Below are 15,203 nucleotides of genomic sequence, written 5' to 3'. Positions count from 1 at the left end.
CATAAACTGCCAGGCATCAAATTAAGCAGTAAGCCGGCGAAATGCTGGTGAATAAAAGAAATTCGGTGGAGCGGTAGTTCAGTTGGTTAGAATACCTGCCTGTCACGCAGGGGGTCGCGGGTTCGAGTCCCGTCCGTTCCGCCACCCTATTTAGGGGCGTAGTTCAATTGGTAGAGCACCGGTCTCCAAAACCGGGTGTTGGGAGTTCGAGTCTCTCCGCCCCTGCCAGATAAAAACCCTTCACCGTGAGGTGAAGGGTTTTTTGTTACCTACCATCCCTGGCGGTCACCCTTGCGGACCATCGCTGGCCGTTAGTAAACGGAGTCAGCATGCCCGGATTAGCCAGAGCATGCCCAACATCCCCGATAAGGCCGTTTATGCTAGTTCAATGGGGTTTTTCAGCAACTGCCGAATCAACGCCTGCTGATCGCTGTTTTGCAGCCAAACCGCATAAAACGGACGCACAACAGCCGGCGTATCCCCCAGCACTTTCAAATGCGTGTACTTTTGTGCCCAGTGGCTGGGTAAAAATGCGCAACCGCCGGTTGTCGCCAATAATTTACGCGTCAGATGGGCTGAAGTCGTGGCGAGAACCGGATGCTGTTCGCTGGTCAGCAGGTTATTTTCCTGCTGATGGAAATCAGCTCCCCATTCCAGCTTGATATAAGGCAATTCCTGATGGATTTCATTCGCCGCCGAGGTAAACAGCGAGAGTGAGAAATCACCGAGCAGCTGGCTGGCTAACTCCTCCATTTTGGGCTGTTCCGTGGTAATGAGCAGATCCAACTGGCGTTCATGCAGCTGCTTTACCAGCGAATGGCGCAGGGCGATGCGCGCCTCCAGTTGCAGCAACGGGCGTTGGGCATAAATCGTTTGCAGCCACGGGGTCAAATACGCTTCCCATAGCGACGCGGTGGCCCCGATCGACAGAAGACTATGTTGCTGTGAACGCGCCACCTCTTTTTTAGCCAGCTGCCAGGTGCCGATCAGGCTTTCCGCATAGGGTAAAAGCCGCTCTCCCGCCGGCGTCAGACGGATATTGTTGCGGTGACGGGTGAATAAATTTGCCCCAAGCTGGGTCTCTAATTGACGGATGCGAAAACTGACCGCGGACTGCGTCAGGTAGAGGGATTCTGCGGCGCGACCAAAGTGTCTTGTCCTGCTGACTTCCAGAAAGGTTTTCAGTAATTCGGTATCCACGCCTATCTCCAAAAAAATTTGTCGTGATGATTTAAATGTTTTGTTTTACACATTGTCAAGCCTATCTAATACTCCGCGCCATAAACAGCACGACCATAAAAGAATTAGGAGCGTGTAAGATGGCGGAAAGCTTCTCTACCAATAATCGTTTTTTTGATAACAAGTTTTACCCACGTGGTTTTTCCCGACACGGCGACTTTACTATTAAAGAAGCACAACTGTTGGAACGCCATGGTTATGCCTTTAACGAACTCGATCTGGGTAAACGCGAACCGGTCACTGAGGAAGAGGTACAGTTTGTGGCGATGTGCCGCGGCGAGCGTAAGGCTGAAACGGACATGGAAAAAATATGGTCCAAGTATATGGATCGTATCCGTCGTCCTAAGCGGTTCCACACGCTGTCAGGCGGTAAGCCGCAAATGGACGCGGTGGAAGAATACATCGAAAGCGACGATTAATAAAAACGGGGCGCAGGCTTAATGCCGATCGTTCAGGGATTGTTGAGCGATCAGCCGGCCGGTGCAAAAAGGGTTCATGATTTTCCATGAGCCCTTTTTTATTACGCCGACTGACGCACCGCCTTCGTTTTATTCCAGATTTTTGTGCAGTTGTATCAGCAGACGATCCATACATCGGTAGTTAAGCGCTTCTGCAAGATGTTTTCTCTGTATATTATCCTGTTCGCCGAGATCGGCGATGGTTCGGGCGACTTTTAGTATCCTGTGCCAGGCGCGGACGGATAGCCCCAGTTTACTCATCACCTCTTCCAGATAGACCGCATCATCCGACTCCAGCCGGCAATGTTTTTCTACCTCATGGGGATTTAACAGCGCGTTGGTTTTATTGGCCCGCTTAAGCTGCCTCTGCCGTGCGGCCAGAACACGTTCCCTGACGACCGCGCTGCTTTCCCCCTGATAAGCCTGCCGGCGTAATATGCCGGGCGGCAGCAAAGGAACCTCAATCGAAATATCAAAACGATCCAGAAAGGGACCGGAAAGTTTGCCGAGATAGCGTAAAATCTGCCGTGCGGGCAGGCGGTTATGCATGCCCTGATAATGGCCGGAAGGGCTGGGGTTCATCGCCGCAACCAGCTGTACCCTGGCTGGATAGCAAACTTTTGCCCGGGTGCGGGAGATAATGATTTCTCCTGACTCTAACGGTTCGCGCAGCGAGTCCAGCACGCGGCGCTCAAATTCGGGCAGTTCATCGAGAAACAGCACGCCGTTATGCGCCAGGGAAATTTCACCCGGTTTAGGCAGCGAGCCGCCGCCGACCAGCGCCGTCATGGAGGCGCTGTGATGCGGCGCCCTGAACGGCCTGGTGCGCCATCGGGTCATGGTGGCGTCGATATTTATCAGGCTATTGATCGCCGCGCTTTCCAGCGCCTCTTCGTCGCTCAGCGGGGGCATCAGGTTGTTGAGCCGGCTGGCTAACATGGTTTTCCCCGTTCCCGGCGGCCCAAGTAACAGCAGGTTATGTCCGCCGGCCGCCGTGATCTCCAGCGCCCGCTTTGCCTGCTCCTGTCCGATAATATCTTTCAGGTCGGGCTCGTCGTTGTGGAACGAGGGGGGCTCGGGAATCGCGCTGCAACGCACCAACGCTTCCTCGCCTTGTAAAAACGCGCAAACCTGCAACAGATGTCCCGCCATCAGCGCTTCTCCCTGCGGGATCAGCGCCATTTCCAGCTTATTGCCGTCTGGCAGGATGAGCTGACGGCCTGATTTTATCGCCTCCAACGCTGCCGGAATGGCGCCGTTGACCGACCGTAGCGCGCCTGAGAGGCCCAACTCGCCGAGAAACTCATAGCGGCTTAACCCTTCGCCGCGGATTTGCTCCGAGGCCGCGAGAACGGCCAGGGCGATAGGGAGATCGTAACGGCCGCCCTCTTTGGGAAGGTCGGCAGGGGCCAGATTGACCGTAATACGTTTGGCGGGGAATGAGAATCCGCAATTGATAAGCGCGCTGCGTACACGATCGCGCGCCTCCTTGACGGTGGTTTCCGGCAAGCCAACCAGCGTAAGGGCCGGTAATCCGCTGCTGATATGCACCTCAATGGATACCTCCGGCGCCTGCACGCCTATCATCGCCCGTGTATAGGTAACTGCCAGTGACATACTGTTCTCCCTTCGATAAGGGAGGCATGATGCGAAATAACGGGCAAGAAAGGGATGAGGCGATGGTGTTTTCGCGCAGTGGCTTTGAAAAATAGTCCCTTTTCGCAAGGTATTGCCTGAGGAATGCGTAACCTGTCGCAGAAGCGGCCTATGGCGCTGGGCGATTTTTTGCCGCTATGCGATCTTTACATTGACGTCACGCGGCGGCGAGAGAACTGATATGATCATCGAACGCCATCCCGGTTGCGCCAGTTTTCCGCGTAACGGTGTTGCCATTAATATACTCATCAATCGCCGAACCGTTTAAATTCCCGATTGTGCCGACATTAGCCTGAATGCCTGCTACTTTAATGATTATATTCTATTTTTTAGCGGGTCTTATTCTGCGCGACAGAAAAACACCGAAAAAATTGTTGTCATATCGTGCTGGAATGTGATAACTCTGTAGGTATTCGTTCGACAGTAGATTAATGAACACTCTATTTATGAAAGCTTTCTCCCTAGTGATTAGCCTAGTCGTGATTAGCGTGGTGGTGATTATTATCCCACCGTGCGGGGCAGCACTTGGACGAAGAATGGCTTAGAAATCAGGCCCGAATTCAAGAAAACCCCCGCACCGAAAGGTCGGGGGTTTTTTTTCGGGCGCAATGTATAACGTAAGGGAGCAGAAAATGGTTAGTGGTACAGAATGCTGTTATTCCCGCAAGATGTTGGGGAAATAACGATGAATGGGGCTCAGTGGGTGGTACAAGCGTTGCGGGCGCAGGGAGTGGATACCGTTTTCGGTTATCCCGGAGGCGCGATTATGCCGGTCTATGATGCACTTTATGACGGCGGCGTAGAACACCTACTGTGTCGTCATGAGCAAGGCGCCGCCATGGCGGCGATTGGCTATGCCCGCGCAACCGGCAAGGTCGGCGTATGTATCGCCACTTCCGGCCCCGGCGCGACGAACCTGATAACCGGGTTGGCGGATGCGTTGCTGGATTCCGTTCCTATTGTGGCGATCACCGGGCAGGTGGGATCGGCGCTGATCGGTACCGATGCGTTTCAGGAGATCGACGTACTGGGTTTGTCTCTGGCCTGTACCAAGCACAGTTTCCTGGTTGAGTCGCCGGAGTCGCTGCCCGAAGTGATGGCCGAAGCTTTCGCCATTGCCGGCAGCGGACGTCCGGGACCCGTTCTGATTGATATTCCTAAAGATATCCAACTGGCCGAAGGGGACTTCACGCCGCGTTTCGCGCCTGTCGATAACCACGTCGACTTTCCCGCAGCGGATATCGCGCTGGCGCGCGCGATGTTGGCCAAGGCGCAGAAGCCGGTGCTGTACGTCGGCGGCGGCGTGGGGATGGCGCAGGCGGTTCCCGCTTTGCGCGAGTTTATCGCCGCTACCGAAATACCCTCTGTCGTGACGCTGAAAGGGTTGGGCAGCGTGGATGCCAATCATCCCTACTATCTGGGTATGATTGGCATGCACGGTACGAAAGCGGCCAACCTGATGGTTCAGCAATGCGACCTGCTGATTGCCGTCGGCGCCCGTTTTGACGACCGGGTGACGGGTAAGCTGAACGCCTTTGCGCCCCATGCCGACGTTATCCATATGGATATCGATCCCGCCGAGTTGAGTAAACTACGTCAGGCCAACGTGGCGCTGCAAGGGGATCTGAACGCGCTGCTGCCCGCGCTGCAACAGCCGCTGAACGTTGACGCATGGCGGCGACAGGCCGTGATGATGAAAGCCGAATACCCGTGGCGTTACGATCATCCGGGCCAGGCGATTTATGCCCCGGCGTTACTGAAGACGATTTCCGATCGCAAAGCGGCGAATACCGTGGTGACGACGGACGTCGGTCAGCATCAGATGTGGGCGGCTCAGCATATGGCGTTCAGCCGGCCTGAAAATTTCATCACCTCCAGCGGCCTGGGCACCATGGGATTCGGCGTTCCCGCCGCCGTGGGCGCGCAGGTCGCCCGCCCCGACGATATGGTGATCTGTATTTCGGGTGACGGCTCTTTTATGATGAATGTTCAGGAGCTGGGCACCATCAAGCGAAAACGGTTGCCGGTGAAGATCGTGCTGCTGGATAACCAACGATTAGGCATGGTTCGGCAGTGGCAGCAGCTGTTTTTTGATCAACGCTATAGTGAAACCAACCTCTCCGATAACCCCGATTTCCTGACGCTGGCAAGCGCTTTTGATATTCCCGGCCAGCGCATCACCCATAAAAACCAGATTGACGCCGCGCTGGATGCCCTGTTTAACAGCGAAGGGCCGTACCTGCTGCACGTTTCCATCGATGAGTACGAGAATGTCTGGCCGCTGGTGCCGCCCGGCGCCGGTAACGAAACGATGTTAGATAAAACAGAATAATAGCTGGAGAAAACAATGACACGCCATCAGCTTTCGATTCAGGCCCGCTTCCGTCCAGAGATTCTGGAGCGTGTACTGCGCGTCGCCCGTCATCGCGGCTTTCAGGTCTGCGCCATGAATATGGCGCAGAGCGCCAATACCAACGATCACATTAATATTGAACTGACCGTTGCCAGTCATCGCCCGATAGATTTATTGTCGGCGCAATTAAGCAAGTTGCTGGATATTGCCTGCGTTGAAATCCAGCCAATGACCGCATCACAACAGTTCAGTGCCTAACACAGAGAGTAAGGAAAATAAAAAATGACCAAGAAAGCCGACTACATTTGGTTTAACGGGGAAATGGTTCCGTGGGCAGATGCTAAAGTTCATGTTATGTCGCACGCCTTGCATTACGGGACGTCGGTATTTGAAGGCGTCCGTTGCTATAACACCCATAAAGGACCCGCGGTGTTCCGTCACCGCGAGCATATGCAGCGCCTGCATGACTCGGCGAAAATTTATCGTATGCCCTTGCAGCAGAGCGTCGACGAACTGATGGAAGCGTGCCGCGCGACGTTACGCAAAAACAACCTGACCAGCGCCTATATTCGCCCGCTGGTGTTTGTGGGCGACGTCGGTATGGGCGTCAATCCGCCGGACGGCTATAAAACCGATGTGATTATCGCCGCATTCCCGTGGGGCGCCTATCTGGGAGAAGAGGCGCTGGACCAGGGGATCGATGCGATGGTCTCTTCATGGCATCGCGTGGCGGCGAATACCATCCCCACCGCGGCGAAAGCCGGGGGCAACTATCTTTCGTCGCTGCTGGTGGGCAGCGAAGCCCGCCGCCATGGCTATCAGGAAGGGATTGCGCTGGATGTGCACGGCTATGTTTCCGAAGGCGCGGGTGAAAATCTGTTTGAGGTGAAAGACGGCATCATTTTCACCCCGCCGTTTACCTCTTCGGCGCTGCCGGGGATTACGCGCGATGCGATTATCAAACTGGCGAAAGCGGCGGGTTTTGAAGTGCGTGAGCAAGTGCTGTCGCGCGAGTCGCTCTATCTGGCGGATGAAGTGTTTATGTCCGGCACCGCGGCGGAAATTACCCCGGTTCGCAGCGTTGACGGTATTCAGGTCGGTATTGGCAAATGCGGCCCGGTAACCAAAAAACTACAACGGGCGTTCTTCGGGCTATTTAGCGGTGAAACCGCGGATAAATGGGGCTGGCTGGATCCGGTAAACCCTTAATCAAGACAAGATGACAGACAGAATCAGGTGATGGCGCGCTTCGCCATCGCCCACTAAGTTAATACTGGAGTAAACAAGAGTATGCCTAAGTATCGTTCAGCCACCACCACGCACGGCCGTAATATGGCCGGCGCCCGAGCCCTGTGGCGCGCCACCGGAATGACCGACGACGATTTTGGCAAGCCGATTATCGCGGTGGTTAACTCATTCACGCAGTTCGTTCCCGGGCACGTGCATTTGCGCGACCTGGGAAAACTGGTTGCCGAGCAGATTGAAGCCTCCGGCGGCGTGGCGAAAGAATTCAATACCATTGCGGTTGATGACGGCATCGCCATGGGACATGGCGGTATGCTCTATTCTCTGCCTTCGCGCGAGCTGATCGCCGACTCGGTTGAATATATGGTCAACGCGCACTGCGCCGACGCCATGGTGTGTATTTCCAACTGCGACAAAATCACCCCCGGCATGATGATGGCCGCGCTGCGCCTGAACATTCCGGTGATCTTCGTCTCCGGCGGGCCGATGGAAGCGGGGAAAACCAAGCTTTCCAATCAGATCATCAAGCTGGACCTGGTGGATGCGATGATCCAGGGGGCCAACCCCAACGTCAGCGACGCCGACAGCGATCAGATCGAGCGCTCCGCCTGTCCGACCTGCGGCTCCTGTTCCGGTATGTTCACCGCCAACTCGATGAACTGCCTGACCGAGGCATTGGGCCTGTCGCAGCCGGGCAACGGCTCGCTGCTGGCGACCCACGCCGATCGCAAACAGCTGTTCCTCAACGCCGGTAAACGTATCGTCGAACTGGCGAAACGCTACTACGAGCAGGATGACGATCGCGCGTTGCCGCGCAATATCGCCACCAAGGCGGCGTTCGAAAACGCCATGACGCTGGATATCGCCATGGGGGGCTCGACCAATACCGTACTGCACCTGCTGGCGTCGGCGCAGGAAGGCGAGGTCGACTTCACCATGGAAGACATCGACCGTCTGTCGCGTAAGGTTCCGCATCTGTGCAAGGTCGCGCCGAGCACGCAAAAATATCATATGGAAGACGTGCACCGCGCCGGCGGCGTGATAGGGATCCTCGGCGAGCTGGATCGCGCCGGCCTGCTGCATCGCGACGTCTACAACGTGCTGGGCAAAACGCTGCCGGAAACGCTCGAAGCCTACGATGTGATGCTGACGCAGGATGACGGCGTGAAAAAAATGTACTCCGCCGGGCCGGCCGGTATCCGCACCACGCAGGCGTTTTCGCAGGATTGCCGCTGGGATTCGCTGGACGTCGACCGCCGGGAAGGCTGTATCCGTTCCCGTGAGTTCGCCTACAGCCAGGACGGCGGTCTGGCCGTGCTGTACGGCAATCTGGCGGAAAACGGCTGCATCGTGAAGACGGCGGGCGTGGACAAGGGCAGCCTGGTGTTCCGCGGTCCGGCGAAGGTTTATGAAAGCCAGGATGATGCGGTCGCCGCGATCCTGGGCGGAAAAGTGGTGGCGGGCGACGTGGTGGTCATTCGCTATGAAGGACCGAAAGGCGGGCCGGGGATGCAGGAAATGCTTTACCCCACCAGCTTCCTGAAATCGATGGGGCTGGGCAAAGCCTGCGCGCTGATCACCGACGGCCGCTTCTCCGGCGGGACCTCCGGTTTGTCCATCGGCCACGCTTCGCCGGAAGCCGCCAGCGGCGGAACCATCGGCCTGGTGGAAGACGGCGATATGATCGCCATCGATATTCCCGGCCGCAGCATCGTGCTGGACGTGGCGGAAAAAGAGCTGGCGGCGCGCCGTGAAACCGAACTGGCGCGCGGCGACGCGGCCTGGACGCCGCGCAGCCGCGACCGTCTGGTCTCTTTTGCGCTGCGCGCTTACGCCAGTCTGGCAACCAGCGCCGATAAAGGCGCCGTTCGTGACAAGAGCAAGCTGGGAGGCTGATTAATCATGGCTGTGTCACAACCTCTTCCCTCCGCGCCCTGTGGCGCGGAGTACCTGAGAGCGATCCTCCGTTCGCCGGTTTATGAAATCACCCAGGCCACGCCGCTGGAGAAGATGGACAAACTCTCTTCGCGGCTGGGCAACGTTATTCTGGTGAAGCGTGAGGACCGGCACGCGGTGCATAGCTTTAAGCTGCGCGGCGCCTACGCGATGATGGCCGGTCTGACGGACGAGCAGAAATCGCACGGCGTGGTGACGGCGTCCGCCGGCAACCACGCTCAGGGCGTGGCGCTCTCCGCCAGCAAGCTGGGCATCAATTCGCTGATCGTGATGCCGGTGGCGACGGCGGATATCAAAGTCGACGCGGTGCGCGGTTTCGGCGGCGAAGTGCTGCTGCACGGCGCCAACTTCGATGAGGCGAAAGCCAAGGCGATTGAGCTGTCGCAGCAGCAGAAAATGACCTTTCTGCCGCCGTTCGATCACCCGGCGGTCATCGCCGGGCAGGGCACGCTGGCGCTGGAGCTGCTGCAGCAGGACGCGCATCTGGACCGGGTGTTTGTGCCGGTCGGCGGCGGCGGTCTGGCCGCCGGGGTGGCGGTGCTGATTAAGCAGCTGATGCCGCAGATCAAGGTCATCGGCGTGGAAGCGGAAGATTCGGCCTGCCTGCGCGCGGCGCTGGACGCCGGCCATCCGGTGGATCTGGCGCGCGTGGGGCTGTTTGCCGAAGGCGTGGCGGTCAAGCGCATCGGCGACGAAACCTTCCGTTTGTGCCGCGAGTATCTGGACGATTCGATCACCGTGGACAGCGACGCGATCTGCGCCGCGGTAAAAGATCTGTTTGAGGATGTGCGCGCCGTTGCCGAGCCGTCCGGCGCGCTGGCGCTGGCGGGGATGAAAAAGTACATCCAGCAGCATCAGATCCAGGGTGAGCGGCTGGCGCACGTATTATCCGGCGCCAACGTCAATTTTCACGGCCTGCGCTATGTTTCCGAGCGCTGTGAGCTGGGCGAACAGCGGGAAGCCCTGCTGGCGGTCACCATTCCAGAGAAAAAAGGCAGCTTCCTGACCTTTTGCCAACTGCTGGGCGGCCGTGCCGTCACCGAATTCAACTATCGCTATGCGGATGACCAGGACGCCTGCATTTTCGTCGGCGTGCGCCTGACGCGCGGCCACGCGGAGCGCCAGGAGATCATTGCCGAGCTGTCCGCGGGCGGCTACAAGGTGGTGGATTTATCCGACGACGAAATGGCCAAGCTGCATGTGCGCTACATGGTGGGCGGACGGCCGTCAAAACCCCTGCGGGAGCGGCTGTATAGCTTTGAATTTCCCGAATCGCCGGGCGCGTTGCTGAAGTTCCTGAACACTCTGGGCACCCATTGGAATATTTCGCTGTTCCACTACCGCAGCCACGGTATGGATTTTGGCCGGGTGCTGGCGGCGTTTGAACTGGAAGAGAGCGATCCGTCGTTCGAGCGCCATCTGCAGGAGCTGGGCTATGAGTGTCATGACGAGACCAGTAATCCGTCGTTTCGCTTCTTTCTGGCAGGCTAGCGGCTGAATTTATCTTGCCCGCGCTCCCGATGGCGTTTCATGGTCGGGAGCGTTATCTTTACGTTATTCAACGGGTCATACGGATAATGTAAAACCATGGCAACGCATTTCAACGGCTTTTCCCAGCGGGGACTGACCTTTCTTCAGCAGGTACGCCAATACAACGATAAAGCGTGGTTTGATGAGCATCGTGATATTTACGATCGGCAATTAGTGGCTCCCTTTCGGGCATTGGTTGATGAGCTTAGCCTGACCATGCTGCAGATTGACGATCATTTTGAAACCCGCCCGGCCATCGGCAAAACGCTGTCCCGCATTCACCGCGATACCCGCTTTTCCCATGATAAATCACGCTATCGCAGCCAAATGTGGCTGACGTTCAAGCGCACCCGCAAGGACTGGACGGATGCGCCGGTCTATTTCTTTGAAATAGCGCCGGACTTCTGGCGCTACGGCCTGGGGTATTACAGCGCGACGCGCAACACCATGGAGCTGTTCCGCCAAACGCTGCGCGGCAATCCGCAGCGCTTTCTGGCGGCGGCGAGCTGTTTACAGCACCGGTTTAAGCTGGAAGGGGACAGTTACAAACGTCCGCTGATAAAAGAGCAGCCGCCGGAACTGGCCGACTGGTATAACCGCAAATCCTTTGCCGCCATTTGTACCCGCCAGGATATGGAAGCGCTCTTCTCCGCTGAGCTGGCCGCGACCCTGGCGCAGGGTTTTACCCAACTCGAGCCGCTCTATCGCTATCTGAGGGAAATCGAAGCCATGAAAAAAGCTGATGTTGCGCATTACGGTTGACCGAATAGTCGGCCGGAGATGTTTTTGAAATACATTAACGGGCTAATCAATAATAAGTATTATCTGATAAATATCATGGGCCTGGACAGATATTCTCCATCGGTACTAAATGGATCCAGATTGGAGGGGAGGGATGGATACAGTTGAAGAGTTGCGTGGAACGTATTTTTTTGACGGTATGAGTGTTGATAAGGACGAGCTTCTGCTCTGGCTGATTCTTGACGAATTTAAGAAACAGTTCAGGGGGGTGATTGATATGCTTGCTATCGCCTCGATGCTCGTCAGCCTGCCGCTCATCCCTGTGAGTGGTAAGTTGGGGGCAGGCGCGGCCACCAGAGGTACAAGCCCGCTTTCTTTGGCCAGTCGTACACTTATTCGCCAGAGGTTTAGCACAGGACACAGAACCATTACCTGGGCAAAAATGTTACGCGGCGAATGGGCTTATACGACCAGTATTGGCGCATATATTGGCCGCTGGCTTCCGTGGGCGGGGGCGGTTGTGACAGCTTATGATCTCGCCATGATTACTCGGAATGTCATACACCGTTATGAGCTGATTGTTGGTGTAGGAGGCAGACGGTAATGACCAAAGCCGATCATGTGCGGGTACTTATTAAAAAACATTTCTGGGAAATGCCGGATGAAGCCTCCCTGAGCACGGGTAAAAAATGCGTTTTGCCTGAAGATGCCACTGACTTTCTGGAGGAATACGCAGAGAAACTACACGTCGATATGACCGGTTTTAACTTCCGGCGATATTTTCCTAACGAAGGGATTCGCTTCCTTCCTAACGCTATTCTCCCCAGATACCTGCAAACGGATCACCATGCTCCAGAGCCTATAACGATTCAGATGCTGATCGCTTCCGCAGAGGCTGGCCGTTGGCTTTATGACTGAAAAAAGGCGCCACGCCCCGTCAGCGCGTGCGGCGGTACGCCCAGGGGGCCTGCGGATCGGGGGTTCGCCACAGGCCCAGCCGTTGGCGGCGGGCGGCGTTTTCACGGCTCATTAACTCGCGGTCGTTGCGGTAGTCTCGGTACACCCACGCCTGGCCGTTGCGCAGCAGTTCCAGATTGATATTGTTATTGCGGTAATAGACCGTGCCGAGGTAGCGGCCGTAGCGATCCTTTTCCTCATACCATATCGTCACCCGTTTTCCGCCGACCCGCCTGTCCAGCGCGCGGCGGGACTCCTTGCCGTAAGGCTGGCGATATTCCGGCGCGTCGATGCCCAACATGCGGATACGGTAGTCAGCGCCGTTGCGGCGCACCAGGAGGGTGTCGCCGTCAACGACTTTCACCACCTTGCCGCTGAGCGTCGCCGCCGGCGCGGGGGCGGAGAACAGTAATATCGCCGCCAGCAAATACGATTTCATCAATACCTTCCTTGTGGCCGGGCGGATAAATAGCGCCCGCTTTATGATTTTTCCCGTAGCGTTTCCCAGAACGCGGCGATCAGCGGCTCGCTTAGCCGCTTTTTCTGCACGCATACGCCCAGGTCCAGCGGTTCCATCGCATTTTCGGCGAAAACCGAGACGCGGTTGCGCACCGGTTCCGGGCTGTTTTCCAGCACCACATCGGGGATCAGCGCGATGCCGCAGCCCAGCGCCACCATCGACACCATCGCCTCGTGGCCCGACACGGTGGCGTAAATCTGCGGATTGGCGATATGGTGGCGGCGAAACCACAGTTCGATACGCTTCCGTACCGGCCCGTGTTCCGGCAGAATAAACGGGATTTGCGCCCAGTCGGTGTCGGGCTGCTTCACCTGCGCCTGAACCGGACAGGGCAGCGCCGGGATAATCAGCGATAGCGGGATGCTGCCGATGGGCATAAAGTCCACGCTGGCGGGCAGCGTCTCCGGATGCCCGGCGATACCCAAATCGGCGTCGTTGGATTGTACCTTATCGACGGCGTCGGCGGCGTCGCCGGTGGTCAGTTTGATCTCCACCAGCGGATGTTCGGCGCGGAAGCGATCCAGGATCGGCGGCAAATGGCTGTAGGCGGCGGTGACGGAGCAAAAAATACGCAGTTCGCCGCTGATCGACGGCCCGCGCTGACCGATAAGGTGCCGTAGCTGCTGGTATTGCAGCAGCGTCTGCTGGGCGAACAGCTTCAGATGTTCCCCCGCATCGGTTAGCTGCACGGTGCGGTTATCGCGTTGAAACAGGGTTTGACCGAGGTCTTCCTCCAGTCGTTGAATCTGTCGCGACAGCGTGGAAGGGCTGATATGCATCGCTTTGGCCGTGCGGCCGAAATGGCGGCTTTCCGCCAGGTGGAGAAATAATTTGAGATCACGTAAATCCATGGGCGGCGAGCCTCGTTGTTATCTTGCAGATCTTGCAATATGACGTTGTTAATATATCAATTTAAGCAACGCATTTCCTGTCATATGATGAGTGCCATAATGGTTTCCCATCCGGCGGGAAACCTTTCCCGAATAACAGACAAACAAAACAGTATACGGAGCATGACATGGCTAACTATTTCAACACATTGAACCTGCGTCAGCAGTTGGCGCAATTGGGTCAGTGTCGTTTTATGGGACGTGACGAATTCGCCGATGAAGCGGGCTATCTGAAAGGCAAAAAAGTGGTGATCGTCGGCTGTGGCGCCCAGGGGCTGAACCAGGGGCTGAATATGCGTGACTCCGGTCTGGATATCGCTTACGCCCTGCGCCAGGAAGCGATCGCCGAGAAGCGCGCCTCATGGCGTAAAGCCACCGAAAACGGTTTTACCGTCGGTACATACGAAGAACTGATCCCGCAGGCCGATCTCGTGGTTAACCTGACGCCGGACAAACAGCACTCCGCGGTGGTTCAGGCGGTTCAGCCGCTGATGAAACAGGGCGCGGCGCTGGGTTACTCCCACGGTTTCAACATCGTTGAAGTGGGCGAGCAGATTCGTAAAGACATCACCGTGGTGATGGTGGCGCCGAAGTGCCCCGGCACCGAAGTGCGTGAAGAGTACAAACGCGGTTTCGGCGTGCCGACGCTGATCGCCGTCCACCCGGAAAACGATCCGCAGGGCGAAGGCATGGCGATCGCCAAAGCCTGGGCCGCGGCGACCGGCGGTCATCGCGCCGGCGTGCTGCAATCCTCTTTCGTCGCGGAAGTGAAGTCCGACCTGATGGGCGAGCAGACCATCCTGTGCGGCATGCTGCAGGCGGGTTCTCTGCTGAGCTTCGACAAGCTGGTGGCTGACGGCGCGGATGCCGCCTATGCGGAAAAACTGGTGCAGTTCGGCTGGGAAACCATTACCGAAGCGCTGAAGCAGGGCGGCATTACGCTGATGATGGACCGCCTGTCCAACCCGGCGAAACTGCGCGCCTATGCGCTGTCCGAACAGCTGAAAGAGATTATGGCGCCGCTGTTCCAGAAACATATGGACGACATCATCTCCGGCGAATTCTCCAGCGGCATGATGGCCGACTGGGCCAACGACGACGTCAAACTGCTGACCTGGCGCGAAGAAACCGGCAACACGGCGTTTGAAAACGCGCCGCAGTTTGACGGTAAAATCGCCGAGCAGGAATACTTCGATAACGGCGTGCTGATGATCGCCATGGTGAAAGCCGGGGTTGAACTGGCGTTCGAGACCATGGTCAGCGCGGGTATCATCGAAGAGTCCGCCTACTACGAATCGCTGCATGAGCTGCCGCTGATTGCCAACACCATCGCCCGTAAGCGTTTGTACGAAATGAACGTGGTGATTTCCGATACCGCCGAGTACGGCAACTACCTGTTCGCCAACGCCGCGGTGCCGCTGCTGCAAGAGAAGTTCATGTCTTCGCTGCAGCCGGGCGATCTGGGTAAAGCCGTTGCGGCCACCGAAGTGGACAACGCCCAACTGCGCGATGTCAATGAAGCCATCCGCAACCACCCGATCGAAGCGGTCGGCCGTACGCTGCGCGGCTATATGACCGATATGAAACGTATCGCCGTCGCCGGTTAAGTTTACCCCTCGGCTCAATACCTCAAGGCACCGCGTTCGCGGTGCCTTTTT

At 57.0% G+C, this 15,203-nt stretch carries 15 protein-coding genes and 2 tRNA genes; 13 read left to right on the top strand and 4 right to left on the bottom strand.

What is annotated here, in order from left to right; translation table 11 throughout:
• Nucleotides 1-67: 67 nt before the first annotated feature.
• Both MFP24_RS11255 and MFP24_RS11250 read left to right on the top strand, forming a co-directional pair.
• Nucleotides 68-144: transfer RNA gene (locus tag MFP24_RS11255), tRNA-Asp, on the top strand.
• An 8-nt stretch (nucleotides 145-152) separates the two neighbouring features.
• Nucleotides 153-228: transfer RNA gene (locus MFP24_RS11250), tRNA-Trp, on the top strand.
• Between the two features lie 147 nt (nucleotides 229-375).
• On the opposite strand, the gene hdfR is transcribed toward MFP24_RS11250, so the two are convergent.
• Nucleotides 376-1,200, bottom strand: a complete 825-nt coding sequence (gene hdfR, locus MFP24_RS11245; RefSeq protein ID WP_249230625.1) for an HTH-type transcriptional regulator HdfR — start codon at nucleotides 1,198-1,200, stop codon at nucleotides 376-378.
• A 119-nt stretch (nucleotides 1,201-1,319) separates the two neighbouring features.
• On the opposite strand from hdfR, the gene MFP24_RS11240 reads away from it, so the two are divergent.
• Nucleotides 1,320-1,658, top strand: a complete 339-nt coding sequence (locus tag MFP24_RS11240) for a MaoP family protein (RefSeq protein ID WP_136168797.1) — start codon at nucleotides 1,320-1,322, stop codon at nucleotides 1,656-1,658.
• A 129-nt stretch (nucleotides 1,659-1,787) separates the two neighbouring features.
• Here the strand turns inward: MFP24_RS11240 and MFP24_RS11235 are convergent, their stop codons facing one another.
• A complete protein-coding gene (locus MFP24_RS11235) occupies nucleotides 1,788-3,314 on the bottom strand; it encodes a YifB family Mg chelatase-like AAA ATPase (RefSeq protein WP_249230624.1) in 1,527 nt (508 codons plus the stop codon).
• 485 nt (nucleotides 3,315-3,799) lie between these two features.
• On the opposite strand from MFP24_RS11235, the gene ilvL reads away from it, so the two are divergent.
• The 9 genes from ilvL to MFP24_RS11190 all read left to right on the top strand — a co-directional run bounded on the left by ilvL (nucleotide 3,800) and on the right by MFP24_RS11190 (nucleotide 12,096).
• The gene (gene ilvL, locus MFP24_RS11230; protein ID WP_071778504.1) at nucleotides 3,800-3,898 is read left to right on the top strand and encodes an ilv operon leader peptide; all 99 of its coding nucleotides are present in this window, start codon (nucleotides 3,800-3,802) and stop codon (nucleotides 3,896-3,898) included.
• Between the two features lie 140 nt (nucleotides 3,899-4,038).
• The gene (gene ilvG, locus MFP24_RS11225) at nucleotides 4,039-5,685 is read left to right on the top strand and encodes an acetolactate synthase 2 catalytic subunit (protein WP_249230623.1); all 1,647 of its coding nucleotides are present in this window, start codon (nucleotides 4,039-4,041) and stop codon (nucleotides 5,683-5,685) included.
• Nucleotides 5,686-5,700: 15 nt separating this feature from the next.
• Nucleotides 5,701-5,964: an acetolactate synthase 2 small subunit gene (ilvM, locus tag MFP24_RS11220; protein WP_136168794.1), complete on the top strand. Its 264-nt coding sequence runs from the start codon at nucleotides 5,701-5,703 to the stop codon at nucleotides 5,962-5,964.
• Between the two features lie 24 nt (nucleotides 5,965-5,988).
• A complete protein-coding gene (locus MFP24_RS11215; protein ID WP_249230622.1) occupies nucleotides 5,989-6,915 on the top strand; it encodes a branched-chain amino acid transaminase in 927 nt (308 codons plus the stop codon).
• 81 nt (nucleotides 6,916-6,996) lie between these two features.
• The gene (ilvD, locus tag MFP24_RS11210; RefSeq protein WP_249230621.1) at nucleotides 6,997-8,847 is read left to right on the top strand and encodes a dihydroxy-acid dehydratase; all 1,851 of its coding nucleotides are present in this window, start codon (nucleotides 6,997-6,999) and stop codon (nucleotides 8,845-8,847) included.
• 6 nt (nucleotides 8,848-8,853) lie between these two features.
• Nucleotides 8,854-10,398: a threonine ammonia-lyase, biosynthetic gene (ilvA, locus tag MFP24_RS11205; protein ID WP_249230620.1), complete on the top strand. Its 1,545-nt coding sequence runs from the start codon at nucleotides 8,854-8,856 to the stop codon at nucleotides 10,396-10,398.
• Nucleotides 10,399-10,494: 96 nt separating this feature from the next.
• Nucleotides 10,495-11,199 carry a DUF2461 domain-containing protein gene (locus MFP24_RS11200; protein ID WP_249230619.1) on the top strand — a complete coding sequence of 235 codons (705 nt, stop codon included), beginning with the start codon at nucleotides 10,495-10,497 and terminating at the stop codon, nucleotides 11,197-11,199.
• A 133-nt stretch (nucleotides 11,200-11,332) separates the two neighbouring features.
• On the top strand, nucleotides 11,333-11,782 hold the full coding sequence (locus MFP24_RS11195; RefSeq protein ID WP_249230618.1) for an STM2901 family protein: 450 nt from the start codon (nucleotides 11,333-11,335) through the stop codon (nucleotides 11,780-11,782).
• Nucleotides 11,782-12,096: a DUF1493 family protein gene (locus MFP24_RS11190; RefSeq protein ID WP_249230617.1), complete on the top strand. Its 315-nt coding sequence runs from the start codon at nucleotides 11,782-11,784 to the stop codon at nucleotides 12,094-12,096. Before MFP24_RS11195 ends, MFP24_RS11190 begins: the two co-directional genes overlap by 1 nt.
• Before the next feature lie 19 nt (nucleotides 12,097-12,115).
• Here MFP24_RS11190 and MFP24_RS11185 read toward each other — a convergent pair whose 3' ends face one another.
• Both MFP24_RS11185 and ilvY read right to left on the bottom strand, forming a co-directional pair.
• Nucleotides 12,116-12,574, bottom strand: a complete 459-nt coding sequence (locus tag MFP24_RS11185; protein ID WP_249230616.1) for a thermonuclease family protein — start codon at nucleotides 12,572-12,574, stop codon at nucleotides 12,116-12,118.
• Between the two features lie 41 nt (nucleotides 12,575-12,615).
• The gene (gene ilvY / locus MFP24_RS11180) at nucleotides 12,616-13,506 is read right to left on the bottom strand and encodes an HTH-type transcriptional activator IlvY (protein ID WP_249230615.1); all 891 of its coding nucleotides are present in this window, start codon (nucleotides 13,504-13,506) and stop codon (nucleotides 12,616-12,618) included.
• Between the two features lie 167 nt (nucleotides 13,507-13,673).
• Between ilvY and ilvC the strand changes: the two genes are divergently transcribed.
• The gene (gene ilvC, locus MFP24_RS11175) at nucleotides 13,674-15,152 is read left to right on the top strand and encodes a ketol-acid reductoisomerase (protein WP_249230614.1); all 1,479 of its coding nucleotides are present in this window, start codon (nucleotides 13,674-13,676) and stop codon (nucleotides 15,150-15,152) included.
• Nucleotides 15,153-15,203: the final 51 nt, after the last annotated feature.

This window comes from Brenneria tiliae, from assembly GCF_023347575.1.
Lineage (GTDB): Bacteria > Pseudomonadota > Gammaproteobacteria > Enterobacterales > Enterobacteriaceae > Brenneria > Brenneria corticis.
This window is presented reverse-complemented; position numbering and strand designations above follow the sequence as displayed.